Genomic DNA, 14568 nt, shown 5'->3' on the forward strand with positions numbered 1-14568 from the left:
CCCCGGCGTTTTCATGTGAGGCAGGATGCGGATTTCTAATGCCATTGTGATCGGTGCCGGGATCGGCGGGCTGGCGGTCGCCGCCGCCCTGGCGCGGCGCGGTGTTGCGGTTACGGTGCTGGAACAGGCGGACAGGCTGGGCGAGGTCGGCGCGGGCCTGCAGGTCAGCCCCAATGGTATGGCGGTCCTGCGGGCGCTTGGGCTGGAGCCGGAATTGAGCCGCAAGCAGGCGGTCGCGGGCCGGGCGGTTGTGTTGCAGACCGAGAAGGGCCGCGAGGTGGCGCGGCTTGACCTGATGCGCCTGCGCCCCGATCAGCCCTATTTCTTTCTGCACCGCGCCGATCTGGTCGACATGCTGGCCGCCGTGGCGCGGCGCGCCAATGTCAGTTTCGAATTCGGCGCGAAAGTGGCAAGCGTGCGGCCCGGCGGCTTGCCTCAGGTGCAGCTTGCGGGCGGCGGCACCCGGCGGGCAGAGGTGGTGGTGGCCGCCGATGGCATTCATTCCGTTGCGCGGTCTGTCCTGAACGGGGCGGACAAGGCGGCGTTCACCGGGCAGGTGGCCTGGCGGGCCCTGGTCGAGAACACTCATGGCCACCCGGCAGAGGCGCATGTGGCCATGGGGCCGGGCCGCCATCTGGTCAGCTATCCGATCCGGGGCGGGAGCCACGTCAACCTTGTTGCGGTGGAGGAGCGCGCGACCTGGGCCGCGGAAGGCTGGAATCACGCGGATGAACCTGCACATCTGCGCGCCGCATTTGACGGGTTTTCTGGCCCGGCGGCAGAGATGATCGCGGCGGTGCGCGACGTGACCCTTTGGGGCCTGCACCAGCATCCGGTGGCGGAGTGCTGGCACCGCGACGGGGTCGCCCTGCTGGGCGATGCCGCCCATCCGACGTTGCCGTTTCTGGCCCAGGGGGCCAATATGGCGCTGGAGGATGCCTGGGTCCTGGCCGAAGCGATCACGGGGCGCGGGCAGGCGGGGCTGGCGTCCTATCAGGCGGCACGGCAGCCGCGGGTTCGCCGGGTGATTGCCGCGGCGTCACGCAATGCGTGGCGCTATCATCTGCGTCCGGGACCTGTCCGGATGGCGGCGCATCTGGGCCTTGGTCTGGTCAGCCGCGTGGCACCGGGCATGATGCTGGGCGGTTTTGACTGGCTTTACGGGCATGACGTGACGCAGGCGTGATCCAAAGGCGCGGCTGCGCCGCACGGCATTATTGATTTTCGCTGCGGGCCCACCATCCCAGAAGGTCTGGTGCCACCCTTGATTGATCTCTTTATGGCACCATCCGCCCGTCTTCCCAAGCACAATAGCCGTATCCCCCTTTCGGGGGCCCCTCGGCGATTGTGCTTGGCAATCCGGTCGTCTGGCACCCTGACGGTCTCAAGCAAGGGCGGCGCCAGACCAGCAGGCGGCGGGAAGCGGGTCAGTTTTGGGTCTTTGACCGTTGCAGCATGCCAAATAGATCGCGGGGATCATCGGGGTCCGCCAGCAGGTCAAGGGGCAGGAAAAGGCCTGTGCCGGTGATCTTGTCGCGGATGTAGCGCAGGGCGGAGAAATCTTCGATGGCGAAGCCGACACTGTCGAAAAGCGTGATCTGCCGGTCATCCGTGCGGCCCTGCGCCTGACCGGTCAGAACCTGCCAGATTTCCGTGACCGGGTGGTCGGGGTCAAGCTGCTGGATCTCGCCTTCGATGCGGGTCTGTTCGGGGTATTCAACAAAGATGCCCGCCCGATGCAGGATGGCCGGGGCCAGTTCGGTCTTGCCCGGGCAGTCGCCGCCGATGGCGTTGATGTGCACGCCGCTGCCGACCATGTTGTCGGTCAGGATGGTGGCATATTGCTTGTCCGCCGTGCAGGTGGTGATGATCTGCGCGCCCAGCATCGCCTCTTCGGCGCTGGTGCAGGAGACCACCCTGAGGCCCTGATCCGCAAGGTTGGCGGCGCATTTGCGGGTTGCGGCGGGGTCGGTGTCGTAGAGGCGGACCTCGTCCACGCCGGCGATCGCCTTCATCGCGAGGCTCTGGAATTCCGATTGCGCGCCGTTGCCGATCATCGCCATCACATTCGCGCCTTTCGGGGCCAGCAGGCGCGCCACCAGCGCCGAGGTGGCAGCGGTGCGCAGGGCCGTCAGTATCGTCATCTCGCTGAGCAGCACCGGATAGCCCGATGCCACATCTGCCAGCAGGCCAAAGGCAGTCACGGTCTGCAGCCCGTCCTTTGTGTTGCTGGGGTGACCGTTGACGTATTTGAAACCGTAATCCTCGCCATCCGAGGTGGGCATCAGTTCGATCACGCCTTTTTCGGAATGGCTGGCGACGCGGGGGGTCTTGTCGAACAGCTCCCAGCGCCTGAAGTCGGCTTCGATGTAGTCGGCAAGACCTTTCAGCATTTCTTCCAGCCCGATGTGCTGGATCAGCTTCATCATGTGATCGACGGATACGAAAGGCACCAGCGCCTTGTCAGAGGGGGTCATCATGATCTGTTCCTTCAATAGGCGCGGTTGGGGCGGTCAAAGACGCGGCGGCCAAGGGCGGAGGCCGCGAGATCGACCATCAGGGTTGCGGTCTTGCCGCGTTCGTCGAGGAAAGGGTTCAGCTCCACCAGGTCGAGGGAGGTCATCAGCCCGCTGTCGTGCAGCATTTCCATCACAAGGTGGCCTTCGCGCACGGTGGCACCGCCCGGTACGGTGGTGCCCACGGCGGGGGCCACTGCCGGGTCGAGGAAATCGACATCGAGGGAGACATGCAGCAACCCGTTTGCCGCCGCGACACGGTCGAGGAACGCCTGCAAGGGTCGCGCGATGCCGCTTTCGTCTATCTCGCGCATGTCCACATGGGTGATGGCGCTGCCCTGCAGGGCGGCGCGTTCCGCCGCATCGACAGAGCGCAACCCGATGATGGCGACGTTTTCCTGTGGCAGCGGGGTGCCGATATCGGGAAAGCCGTCAAAGCCTTCGCGCCCGGTGACATAGCCCAGCGGGGTGCCATGCAGATTGCCGCTGTCGGTGGTGTCGGGGGTGTGAAAGTCGCTGTGTGCATCCAGCCAGAGTACGAAAAGCGGGCGCGCGGCCTGGCGGGCGTGGCGCATCACCCCCAGAACGGAGCCGAGCGACAGCGCATGATCGCCGCCAAGGAAGATCGGCAGCCCGTCCTGCATCCCGGCTTCGGCGGCATCGGCGAGGCTTTGTGTCCAGGCGATGGTTGCGTCGAGCTCAATCAGTTTGGGATGCGGTTTGGCGGTAAAGGGGGCGGGGGCGACATTGCCCCGGTCTTTGACCCTATGGCCCAGATCGCGCAGGGCTTGCGGCAGACCCGCGGTGCGGTAGGCGTCCGGGCCCATCAGGCAGCCCTTGCTGCGTTTGCCGGAATCCATGGGCGCGCCGATCAGAATGCAGTTGCGTGTGGTCATGTGCAGGGTCCCTTTGTTGTTGATATGTGGATATCGCGCAGAACCGGGCGTGGACAAGCGGTCAAACTGGCCGTATTGAGCCATATGTGATCAATATGGACAGTCGAAATGGACAAAACGGATCAACGCCTGATCGCGGCCCTGCGTCATGACGCGCGGGCGGCGCTGTCGGACCTTGCCACCACGCTGAACCTGTCGCGCACAACCGTTCGGGCGCGGATCGCGAAACTGCGCGAGAGCGGCGAGATCATCGGTTTCACGGTGGTGACCCGCGCCGATGTCGCGCGCGACCCGGTGCGCGGCATGATGATGATCGGGATCGAGGGGCGAGGCACCGAGCGGATCACCCGACAGCTGGGCAGCATGCCGCAGGTGCGTGCGGTGCACAGCACCAATGGCCGTTGGGATGTGATTGTGGAAATCGGCAGCGAAACGCTGGAACACTTCGACGCCGCCCTGACCCAGATCAGGCGGCTGGATGGCGTGGTGGCAAGCGAGACCAGTCTTTTCCTGAAGACCCGGAAATCAGGCTGAGCGGCGCGCGGCTGCTATCCAGATCGCGGCCAGCCCCAGCGAGATCACGGCATTCCAGCCGGCCATGGAGAGCCCGGCCATCTGCCAGACAACCTCGTCGCACATGACGACGCCCATGGGCCCGTCCATCGACAGCAGGTCGCCGCCGGTCATGGAGCCAAGGTCCATGCCGCCCCCGGTGCAGGAGGTGGGGCCGGGCCACCAGCCCCATTCGACACCCGCGTGATAGGCGCCGATGCCTGCCGTTGCTGCGGCGGACAGCGCGCCCAGCCACGCCAGCAGCCGATGCCCGCCTGCCAGCAGAACCGCCCCGATCAGGATCGCCGCCGCATGGGGCCAGCGCTGCCACAGGCACAGCTTGCAGGGGGCGAGCCCGCCCAGATGCTGAAACCCGAAGGCCCCCAGCAACAGGGCGGCGGAGCCGAATGTGGCCAGCAGGATCAGGGTTTTTCGGGTCATATGTACCTCACCAGGACAAAGGCGCCGACCAGCAGCACGATAAACAGGCTGAACATCAGGCCCAGCCTGCGTTCAATGAATTCCCTTACCGGCGCGCCGAATTTCCACAGCAAGGCGGCCACGATGAAAAACCGCAGGCCGCGCGCCAGGATTGAAGTGGCGATGAAGGTGCCCAGCGGCATGCCGGTCCAGCCGGACATGATGGTGATCACCTTGTAGGGAAAGGGCGTGACACCAGCGGTCAGCACCGCCCAGAACCCCAGATCGTTGAAGCGGTCGGAGAATTCGGCCATCGCATCGGCCTTGCCCATGGCGGCAAGTATAGGTTGGCCCAGGGTTTCAAAGGCGAATGCGCCGATGGCATAGCCCAGCAAACCGCCCAGCACGGAGGCGACCAGCGCCACAAAGGCGATCAGGAAGGCGCGGTTGGGCCGGGCGATGATCATCGGAATCATCAGGATGTCGGGCGGGATCGGAAACACCGAGCTTTCGATGAAAGCGACAAAGGCCAGCGCCCAGAGCGCATGGCGATGCTGGGCCAGGCTCAGCGTCCAGTCATAAAGGCGTTGGATCATTTCGTAAGTCCCGACCACTCGTCTGCCTTGCAACATCATGTGGCGGGGCCGGGGTCAAGGGCCTGGAATGCACAAAGCCCCTTGCCGCCGCTTCAAGCGCAAGTTAAAGCGGTCGCCGTGTGCCCGAGTGGTGGAATGGTAGACACGACGGATTCAAAATCCGTTGCCGCAAGGCGTGCCGGTTCAAGTCCGGCCTCGGGTACCATTTAATTGGATATATGCGCAGGTTCGGACCGGCTTTGCACTGCCCCGGTCCGACGAGGCGCGCGTCGGCGTGTTTTGGCCTCAATTCCAATTTTTTCAGGATTTGATTCGATCAATTTCGGGATCTGGCGGTTGATTCCAGCACCAGTTCTGGCCATTCCGGTTGATTGGTTCCCCGTCGAAAACAACCCTCCGACAACCTAGGCGATAATTGGGCGAAGCCGGGATGATTTTTTGGGCACCCCTATTGTTTCCGCTTTCCGGACAATTACCGCGCTGTTTTCTGGCTGTTCTTTCGCGACGGTCGCGCAGAGGCCTTATTATTATGAGGAGGGGTCTGGCTGAGGATGCTTCATTTGGAAACAATCGCGCCTCATTTCTCGGAAAATCTTGGTAAAACAGGGCCGTAAACTGGGCCTTAGAGGGGCGGTAGAAACATATTTCGAACATTTTTCACTTTGTTAGAGCAATCACAGCAGGTATCTAGGTCTTGCCCAACTGGGGGGCAAAGTCTGTAGGTCACGGGGGCGGCCGCACTTTTGCGCATCTTTTCTGGATGCGGGAGAACGTGTGTACGCCGCGACGTTTGCGAATGTATTCACGACGGGATCATCACGTGCATGATCCGTGCCGTCTGCTGCGGTTCTCCCCATTCATGGTGCTTTTGTGTGTGTCGCCCAGGCCAGAGGCTTTGCTGACGGGGGTGCGTAAGCTGCTCGGAGTGAGATGAAGATGAACGGTGTGCCAAGGCCACAAATCAATCCAAAGGCGTCCTCGGGACGCATTGCTTCGTATGCGGCTGAACGGCCCCACACGCAATTTGCACCATTTTCCAGACCGGCCGCGCTGCGCGCCGCGCGTCGCAACGCTTAGGAGACCAGACCATGATTAGAACGCTTGATTTCAATCCATTCGCCGCAGGCACCGTCATCGACGACGAGTATGAAGGCGTGACCGTTTCCGCAACCGGCGGCTCCGGCCAGGCGATGGTCTTTGACAGCGCCAACCCGACAGGGGGCGACGACGACCTCGGCTCCGATACGCTGGGCGGTGTGTTGATCGTCTCCGAAGACGGTGACAGCAGCGACCCCGACGACAACGCCGCGGGTGGCAGCATCTTCTTTGACTTCGACAACGCAGTGCGGATGAAGTCGATCACCCTCAAGGACATTGAGGAAACCGGCGGCGAAGGCACACGGCTGATCTTTTACAACGAAGCTGGCGATGTCATCGAAAACCATTTTGTGCAGCCGACAGGCGACGGCGGCGAAGTGACGTTGCAACTGTTCGTGCCCGGCACATTCCGCTGCGAAGTCCGCTTTCCCGGTTCCGGCGCGGTGGACAACGTGACCTTCGATGATCCCAACTTCAACGGTGGCGGCAACGATGATCCCGACGCGGTCGATGACACGCTGATCCTGGACGAAGACACCACCGACACGGTGAACGTGCTGACCAACGATACCGATCCGAATGGCGACACGCTGACCGTCACAGGGGCAGAAAGCCCCGATGGCGTGGTGACTTTCACACCCGATGGCGACGTGACATTCACCCCGAACGAAAACTTCAACGGGCCGACCACGATCACCTATACCGTCTCCGACGGCAATGGCGGCACCGACACGGGCACCGTGGACGTCACCGTGAATCCGGTGAACGACGCGCCGGAGGCAGTGGACGATTCCGCCTCGACCGACTTCGAGACACCTGTTGTTGTTGACCTGCTGGGCAATGACACCGACGTGGACAACACCAACGACGAGCTGACGCTGGTTGATCCGACTGTCCCCGCCGAACAGGGCACGCTTGTGGACAATGGGGACGGCACTGTCACCTTCACCCCGGCTGCCGGTTTCACCGGCCCGGCGACGATCACCTATACCGTGCGTGACCCCGAAGGTCTGACCGACGAGGGGACCGCGACGGTCACCGTGGGTGATGGCCCGGCGCTCGACGGCTACGTGGACGGCGACGACGATGGCAACCTGATCGACGAGGATTACCTGGGCGACCCCGACGGCGACCGTGTCAACGACCCGGACGCGATCCTGCCGGGCACAGACCCCGATGACGATTATGTCCGTGCAGGCGGCGGTGACGACACCGTGATCACCGGCCAGGGCAATGACACCGTCGAAGGTGGTGACGGCGACGACAACATCGACACCGATGGCGGCGATCTGGCCCCCGACCTGGGCTATCCCTTCGCGGCGACCGATCCGCTGGGCTATGACCCCGACGCCGACCCGGAAAACGACCGTGACAGCGTGGACGGCGGCGATGGCAACGACACCATCCGCACCGGCGACGACCGCGACACCATCAATGGCGGTGCCGGTAATGACGTGATCAACGCAGGTATCGACGACGATATCGTCGACGGCGGCACCGGCGACGACCGGATTGTCGGCGGAGAAGGCAACGACAGCATCCTTGGCGGTGCGGGCAACGATACGATCTATGCGGGCAACGACCCAGACCTGATCCCCGACGTTGTGAACATCACCGACGAAGACACAGGCGGCTTTTCGCCCGACCGGAACCCCAACAACGGCATGGATACTGTCCACGGCGGCGCTGGCGATGACGTGATCTATGGTGCGGACGATGCCGACTCCCTGACCGGTGGCTCCGGCGATGACTTTATCGACGGTCAGATCGACGATGACATCATCGAGGGCAACACCGGCAATGACACATTGCTGGGCGGCCAGGGCGATGACAGCGTGACCGGTGGCCAGGGTGATGACCTGATCGAAGGCGGCGAGGGTGACGACACCCTGCGCGGCAACCGTGACAACGACACCTTGATGGGCGGCGACGGCGACGACAGCCTTGATGGCGGCGGCGAAGACGACGAGCTTTACGGCGGCGACGGCGACGACGACATGATGGGCGGCCAGGGCGACGACCTTCTGGACGGCGGCGCGGGCAATGACACGATGACCGGCGGTGCGGGTCAGGATACATTTGTCAACGTCAACGCGGGTGACGTGGTTGATGGCGGTTCGGGTCCGGTGGACTATGATACGCTCGACCTGCGCGGTTCCACCGCACCGGGCGGCAGTTTCTCCATCACCTACACGTCGGCGGACGAGGAAGACGGCATCGTCAACTACCTTGACGCAGACGGCAACGACGCAGGCCAGCTGGTGTTCGAGGAAATCGAGAATATCATCCCCTGTTTCACCCCCGGCACAAAGATCGCCACACCCAAGGGCGAGCGCCGTGTCGAGGAGCTGCAGGTGGGTGACCGCGTGATCACCCGTGACAACGGCATCCAGGTCATCCGCTGGGTCGGCAAGCGCGACATGAGCGCCGCCGAATTCGAAAAAGCGGTGCACCTGAAGCCGGTCCTGATCCGTCAGGGTGCGCTTGGCAACGATCTGCCCGAGCGTGACATGATGGTATCGCCCAACCACCGCGTTCTGGTGGCCAACGACAAGACCGCGCTCTACTTTGAAGAGCGTGAAGTTCTGGTCGCGGCCAAGCACCTGACCGGCATGGAAGGGGTGGACGTTGTGGATGTGTCCTCGACCACCTATGTGCACATCATGTTCGACCAGCACGAGGTGATCCTGTCGGACGGCGCATGGACCGAAAGCTTCCAGCCGGGCGACATGTCGCTGGCGGGTATCGGCGACGCGCAGCGTCAGGAGATCCTGGAACTGTTCCCGGAGCTGGCGACACAGGACGGCATCGAAGCCTATGCCTCGGCCCGCCGGTCGCTGAAAAAGCACGAAGCCAAGCTTCTGACCAAGTAATCCCAAGACATTTTGTGGCCCCTTCGGGGGCCGCACAACCGATATATGCAGCTGCTGTTTTGGCCTCGGTCAGAAAGCGCAGGGAAGCGGAGTGGGCAACCACTCCGCTTTTCCTTTTGCCGGGTGACGGCATGAGCGATGCAGGGTATCGGTAGGGCATGGAACAGGACAATGAACTTCTGGCCGAACTGACCACCTGCGAGGAAAGGGTCTGGGAGGCGCTTGTCGACGGCGACATCTCTGCTGACGAAAAAATGCTGCATGCCGATTTCCTCGGCGTCTATTCGACCGGCTTTGCGGCCAAGGCGGATCATACCGCGCAGCTTGACGACGGGCCGACCGTCACGCGCTACAAGCTGACCGACCACCGGGTGATGCGGCTGGGCGTGGATCACGCGGTCTTGTCCTATCGTGCGGATTTCTTGCGGGCTGGCCGGCGCAGGTCAGAGGCGATGTACATCAGCTCGATCTGGCAACGCGGGCTGGACGGCTGGCGCAATGTCTTTTCGCAGGACACGGCGGCGCGCGATTGAAGCTGCCTGCTGCTGAGCGTCAGATGAGTTTGGCCGTCACGTCATAAACTGATCCGAAGGGGAAAACCGGACCCTCGCGCGGAAGGCGGCGAAGGGCGGGAAGGAGCCCAGAGTGACATGAGGCGTCAGCCGGGTATCGCCCGACCTGGAGGGCGTTCCAGACCTGTATGTGATGGGAAACGTTTCAGCCCGCAGACCGGATCATGGCTTGGCTGACGGTGCAAAATCGCCCTCCGGGGGGAGGTCGGGCGATGCCCGGCTGACGCCGGGCGGAGGCGCTTGGGGGTAGGCACCGCGCCAATGGCACGGCAACAACGTCCCGCGAACCGGACCTTGACCCATCCTGCGCCCAAGGGCCGGTATGGGTGAGAAATTCTTGATGTTTGGGCCTGTACTGCGCAACGCCGCCCGCTGCGTCGAGGCAATGATGTGTGACGTTCCAAACCTGCGGTCCAGAGCCTAACCGTTGTCATGGCGCGCCGCCATCCCGCCGCGCGCGCCAGTCCGCCCAGGCCTCCGGCGTGTCCAGATCCAGCCGAGCGCGACTGCCGGGCAGGGGGATCAGTACCACACGGTCGCTGACCTGCGCCACCACCTCGCGCCCGCCACTGTCGCCGGTCAGCTTTGCCAATGCCGGGAACAGGTCAGACTTGAACACGATCGGATGGCCCGGTGCCCCCTCTGCCGTGGCACCGCGCCAGATCAGGGCGGGGCCATCCGTATCAACCGCATCGGCAACCTGAGCCAGGTCTGCCGCGGTCAAATCCGGCAGGTCCCCCAGAAGGAGCATCGCACAGGCGGCCCCGTCGGGCAGGGCGGCGATACCGGCGCGCAGGCTGGCGTTCATGCCTTCCTCCGCATCCGGGACGGGCAGGGCGCGCAGGTCAAGACCGTCCAGCGCTGCATATCTTGGATGTGGTGCAGGCGGCAGCGCCACAATGACCGGACCACAGCCCAGCGCCAGCGCCTTGCCCGCCTGAAGGCGCAGCAGCGGCGTGCCATCCACCGTTTCCAGCAGCTTGTCGCGCCCCTGCATCCGGGTCGATCCGCCCGCGGCAAGAATAATGATCGGCATCAGGTGGTTCATGCGGACATCCTAGGGCCGCCCAGAGCCGAGCGCCATCCCGTCAGCCACGCATCCGCGTGCCATCCGCATCGAAAAGCGGCGATGTGATCAGCGTCGCAGGGCGCATCTGGCCCAGGATTTCGATCTCGACCTTCAGCCCTTCCGCGACCCGGTCGCGTGGCAAGAACCCCATGGCGACGGAGGTTCCGGTGAAATGCGAATAGCCCCCCGAGGTGCAGAACCCCACAACCGCGCCATCGAGCCAGATCGGTTCGTACCCCTGCACATCCGCGTCCGTTGCATCGACGTCGAATGCCACAAGCTGCCGTGCGGGCGGTGTTGCCCTTTCCGCTTCCGCCGGGGCGCGACCGATGAAATCCACGTTCTTTTTCCACGCGATGAACCGGTCCAGCCCGGTTTCCGCCGCCGTGTAATCGGGCGAGAATTCCGACATCCAGGAACCAAAGAACTTGTCCAGCCGCAGCGACATCATCGCGCGCATGCCAAAGGGGACCATGCCGTGGGCCTGTCCCGCCGCCCAGAGAACCGACCACAGCGCGCGCTGGTCCATCGGGTCGCAGTAGATCTCGAACCCCAGATCGCCGGTATAGCTGACGCGCTGCACGATGCAGGCGGTCTGTCCGATGGTCATTTGCCAGACGTCGAGGAATTTCATGTCCGTCACATCGGTGCGGGTGCAGGCGTGCAGCACCTCGCGTGCCTTCGGCCCCGCAATCTGGAATCCTGTGCGCTTGTCCGAGATGTTCTGCACCTCAACACCGTCTTCCAGGTGATTGATAAACCAGCGATAATGATATTCTTGCGCGCCGTAGGAGGCGGTCAGTTGGAAGCTCTGCGGGTCAAGGCATGAGATGGTGAAATCTCCGATCAGCTTGCCTTTTTCCGACAGCATCGGGGTCAGCGACAGGCGGCCTTTCGCCGGGACGCGGCCCGCCATGATCCGGTCCAGCCAGACGCGGGCATTTGGCCCGGTGACCAGGAACTTGCCAAAGTTCTGCACCTCGTTGATGCCCACCCCGTTGCGCACCGCCAGCACCTCGCGCGCGGTGGCGTCAAAGGCATCCGAGCGCCGGAAGGAGGGTGTTTCATAGGCCGGCTCGTCACCCGTGGCGAAATAGTTCGCGACCTCCAGCCCGAATTGCTGGCCCCAGACCGCGCCCTTCGCGGTAAAGATGTCATACATCGGTGTCGTGCGGTGTGGCCTTGCGGCGGGCAGTTCCTCGTTCGGGTAGGACACGGAAAAACGTTTCTGATAGTTTTCGATCACCTTGGGCAGGGTGTAGCCCGGCGTGATCCACTTGCCGAACCGCGCCACATCCATCGCCATCACGTCGCGCTCCGGCTCGCCCTCGATCATCCATTGCGCCAGTGTCAGTCCGACGCCGCCGCCCTGGCTGAACCCCGCCATCACGCCGCAGGCCGACCAATAGTTGCGCATCCCCGGCACCGGGCCGACCAGCGGGTTGCCATCGGGGGCAAAGGTGAAGGGGCCGTGAATCACGTTCTTGACGCCCGCGCGTTCCAGGTCGGGAAAGCGGCGATAGGCAAAGGTGATGCTGTCCTCGATCTTGTCGAAATCGTCCTGCAACAGGTCCTGACCAAAGGACCATGGCGTGCCATCGACCGACCAGGGGCGGCAGGTCTGTTCGTAGAACCCGATGCAGAGGCCCCGGCCTTCCTGCCTCAGATAGCTTTCGCCAGCCGGGTCCATCACATGGGGATGCTCGCGGCCCTCGGCCATCATCTCGGCGATCAGCGGCACCTCCTCGGTCACGATATACTGGTGTTCCATCGGGTGCAGCGGGAAATAGACCCCCGCCATCGCGCCCACCTCGCGCGCCCAGAGGCCGCCTGCGTTCACCACATGTTCGGCATGGATCGTGCCCTTGTCGGTGACCACGTCCCAGGTGCCATCGGGGCGCTGGTTGGTTTCGCGCACCATGCAGTGCGTTTCGATCGTGGCTCCGCCCATCCGCGCGGCGCGGGCATAGGCATGGGTGGTGCCGGAAGGGTCAAGGTGCCCGTCCAGCGGATCATAAAGCCCGCCGATGATGCCTTCGATATTGGTCACCGGCGCGATCTTCTTGATCTCCTCCGGCGTCACGATTTCCGTGTCGAGCCCCATGAAACGGTGTTTCGCCCGTTCGGCCAGCAACATGTCGAACCGGTCCTGGTTGTCCGCCAATGTGACACCGCCCACATGGTGCAACCCGCAGGACATGCCGGTGATCTCCTCAAGTTCCTTGTAGAGCCGGATGGTATAGCCCTGAAGTGCGGCCATATTGGTGTCGCCGTTCAGCGTGTGAAACCCGCCCGCCGCGTGCCAGGTGGAGCCGCTGGTCAGTTCCGACCGTTCCACCAGCATCACATCCGACCACCCCAGCTTGGTCAGGTGGTACAGGCAGGACGCGCCGACGACGCCGCCGCCGATGATCAGGACACGGGTGGTGGTTTGCATGTGGAAACTCCGGTTGGCTTTTGCCGCAGATTGACGGGGCGCAGGAAACACCTCTGGTCCGTTAACGACAAAACATGTCGCGAGAGGCCGGACAACCGGTGAGTGGTTTCGTTTCCGAAACACTGCATATTCGCAGCTCACGCTATGGACCTTCGTGCAGCCGTGCTAAATCATGCGGCATGGACCTTTCCGCATTGACCCCCAAGACCATTCTAAGAGAGGCCCGCTCGTATTCCCGCAAGCTGTGGGTTCGTGTCGCGATCATGGGGTTGCTGTCTTTTGTGGCGCTGGGGCTGACGCAGCTGATCGAAGGGTTCGTACCCGACGAAATCGCGACCATGCTGCATGGGGATGCGGCGGACCGGCTGCTGAACATCATTGCCAATGCCATGCTGGCGGTCACGACATTCTCGCTCACTGTCATGGTGACCGTTTACCGCGCGTCCTCGACCCAGTGGACCCCGCGGGTGCATCGTCTGATCCTGGAAGACCCGACGACCCAGAACACCCTGGCCGTTTTCATCGGGGCCTATGTCTATGCGCTGATGGCAATCATTCTGCGCGAACTAGGGGTTTACGTGGATGACCGGGCCTTTGTGCTGTTTGTCATGACCGTTCTGGTGCTGGCGGTGATTGTGATCTACCTGATCCGCTGGGTCCTGCACCTGCAGACCTTCGGCAGCCTCATGGATGTGACGCGCCAGGTCGAGACAGTGACCGTTTCGGGGTTCAAGGAGCGGTTGCAGAACCCTTGCCTGGGCGCGAATGCCCTGACCGATGCGGTCCCCGACGGGGCCGAACAGGTGCTGGCCGCCGAAAGTGGCTATATCCAGCACATCTATCCCGAGGCGTTGAATGAGATCGCGTCGGAGCAGGGCGCGCGCATCTACTTTCTGCGCAACATCGGTGGCTATGTTTTTGTCAACGAACCGCTTGTCGCGGTCATCTATGACAAGCAAGACGGGGACAGGGACGCGGTTGAAAAGGCGGTGCGCAACTGCATCGTGCTGGGTGATCTGCGCACTTATGATCAGGACCCGCGCTTTGGTCTTGTGGTGATGGGCGAAGTTGCCTCCAAGGCGCTGTCGCCGGGGGTCAACGACCCCGGTACAGCGATTGACGTGATCGGCCGCATCGGGCGCATCCTGTCGCTTTACAAGGATGAAGAGGCCCAGGACCGCGAAGACGAGGTGCTTGATGCGCTCTACGTCCCGCCGCTTGATCCGGGCGACCTGATCGAGGACGGATTTGGCGCGCTGGCGCGGGACGGGGTGCAGATCGTCGAGGTGCAGCAGCGCTTGCAGAATGCCTTGGCCGGGCTGATGCGCCACCCTGATGAAGAGTTGAGCCGTGCCGCAAAAGAGGCGGCCGTGCTGTATCTGCGCCGTGCGGTGCAGGCGATCCCCTTTGAGCCGGATCAGGACCGTGTGCTGGCTGCGGCCAGCGCCGAGGTGCGGGACTGTTTAAAAACGGCCACTGATCAATAAAGTTAACAATAAGTTAACGGCGTGGTATCCGTCAGTCTTATAGATTGATCAG

General features: G+C 63.1%; 11 protein-coding genes and 1 tRNA gene. 6 read left to right on the forward strand and 6 right to left on the reverse strand.

Annotated features, from left to right (window positions below; genetic code table 11):
• Positions 1–25 precede the first annotated feature (25 nt).
• Complete coding sequence (locus A8B82_RS17660) at positions 26–1186, forward strand: FAD-dependent oxidoreductase (protein ID WP_067295398.1); 1161 nt, start codon at positions 26–28, stop codon at positions 1184–1186.
• 241 nt (positions 1187–1427) lie between these two features.
• Here the strand turns inward: A8B82_RS17660 and A8B82_RS17665 are convergent, their stop codons facing one another.
• Both A8B82_RS17665 and rocF read right to left on the reverse strand, forming a co-directional pair.
• Positions 1428–2480, reverse strand: coding sequence for an ornithine cyclodeaminase (locus tag A8B82_RS17665; protein ID WP_067295400.1), 1053 nt, complete (start codon positions 2478–2480; stop codon positions 1428–1430).
• An 11-nt stretch (positions 2481–2491) separates the two neighbouring features.
• Positions 2492–3412 (reverse strand): arginase, encoded by a 921-nt coding sequence (gene rocF, locus A8B82_RS17670; protein WP_067295824.1) that lies wholly within the window; start codon positions 3410–3412, stop codon positions 2492–2494.
• Between the two features lie 108 nt (positions 3413–3520).
• On the opposite strand from rocF, the gene A8B82_RS17675 reads away from it, so the two are divergent.
• Complete coding sequence (locus A8B82_RS17675; protein WP_067295406.1) at positions 3521–3946, forward strand: Lrp/AsnC family transcriptional regulator; 426 nt, start codon at positions 3521–3523, stop codon at positions 3944–3946.
• Here the strand turns inward: A8B82_RS17675 and A8B82_RS17680 are convergent.
• Both A8B82_RS17680 and A8B82_RS17685 read right to left on the reverse strand, forming a co-directional pair.
• Entirely contained in the window at positions 3938–4405 is a 468-nt protein-coding gene (locus A8B82_RS17680) for a disulfide bond formation protein B (RefSeq protein WP_067295410.1), read from the reverse strand. The genes A8B82_RS17675 and A8B82_RS17680 overlap by 9 nt on opposite strands.
• Positions 4402–4980 (reverse strand): YqaA family protein, encoded by a 579-nt coding sequence (locus tag A8B82_RS17685; protein WP_067295413.1) that lies wholly within the window; start codon positions 4978–4980, stop codon positions 4402–4404. The genes A8B82_RS17680 and A8B82_RS17685 overlap by 4 nt, the downstream gene beginning before the upstream one ends.
• Positions 4981–5101: 121 nt before the next feature.
• Here A8B82_RS17685 and A8B82_RS17690 point away from each other — a divergent pair.
• The 3 genes from A8B82_RS17690 (at position 5102) to A8B82_RS17700 (ending at position 9484) form a co-directional block, all read left to right on the forward strand.
• Positions 5102–5185 (forward strand) — tRNA-Leu (locus A8B82_RS17690).
• An 883-nt stretch (positions 5186–6068) separates the two neighbouring features.
• Positions 6069–8951 carry a Hint domain-containing protein gene (locus A8B82_RS17695; protein WP_067295414.1) on the forward strand — a complete coding sequence of 961 codons (2883 nt, stop codon included), beginning with the start codon at positions 6069–6071 and terminating at the stop codon, positions 8949–8951.
• A gap of 158 nt (positions 8952–9109) precedes the next feature.
• Positions 9110–9484: a nuclear transport factor 2 family protein gene (locus A8B82_RS17700; RefSeq protein WP_067295417.1), complete on the forward strand. Its 375-nt coding sequence runs from the start codon at positions 9110–9112 to the stop codon at positions 9482–9484.
• Positions 9485–9953: 469 nt separating this feature from the next.
• Here the strand turns inward: A8B82_RS17700 and A8B82_RS17705 are convergent, their stop codons facing one another.
• Together A8B82_RS17705 and A8B82_RS17710 are read right to left on the reverse strand one after the other, a co-directional pair.
• Positions 9954–10571, reverse strand: a complete 618-nt coding sequence (locus tag A8B82_RS17705) for a nucleotidyltransferase family protein (RefSeq protein ID WP_067295419.1) — start codon at positions 10569–10571, stop codon at positions 9954–9956.
• 40 nt (positions 10572–10611) lie between these two features.
• Positions 10612–13029, reverse strand: a complete 2418-nt coding sequence (locus A8B82_RS17710) for a GcvT family protein (RefSeq protein ID WP_067295422.1) — start codon at positions 13027–13029, stop codon at positions 10612–10614.
• A gap of 179 nt (positions 13030–13208) precedes the next feature.
• Here A8B82_RS17710 and A8B82_RS17715 point away from each other — a divergent pair, with 179 nt between their 5' ends.
• Positions 13209–14516, forward strand: coding sequence for a DUF2254 domain-containing protein (locus A8B82_RS17715; RefSeq protein ID WP_067295423.1), 1308 nt, complete (start codon positions 13209–13211; stop codon positions 14514–14516).
• Positions 14517–14568: the final 52 nt, after the last annotated feature.

The sequence above is a fragment of the Sulfitobacter sp. EhC04 genome (assembly GCF_001650875.1).
In the GTDB taxonomy this organism is placed as follows: domain Bacteria; phylum Pseudomonadota; class Alphaproteobacteria; order Rhodobacterales; family Rhodobacteraceae; genus Sulfitobacter.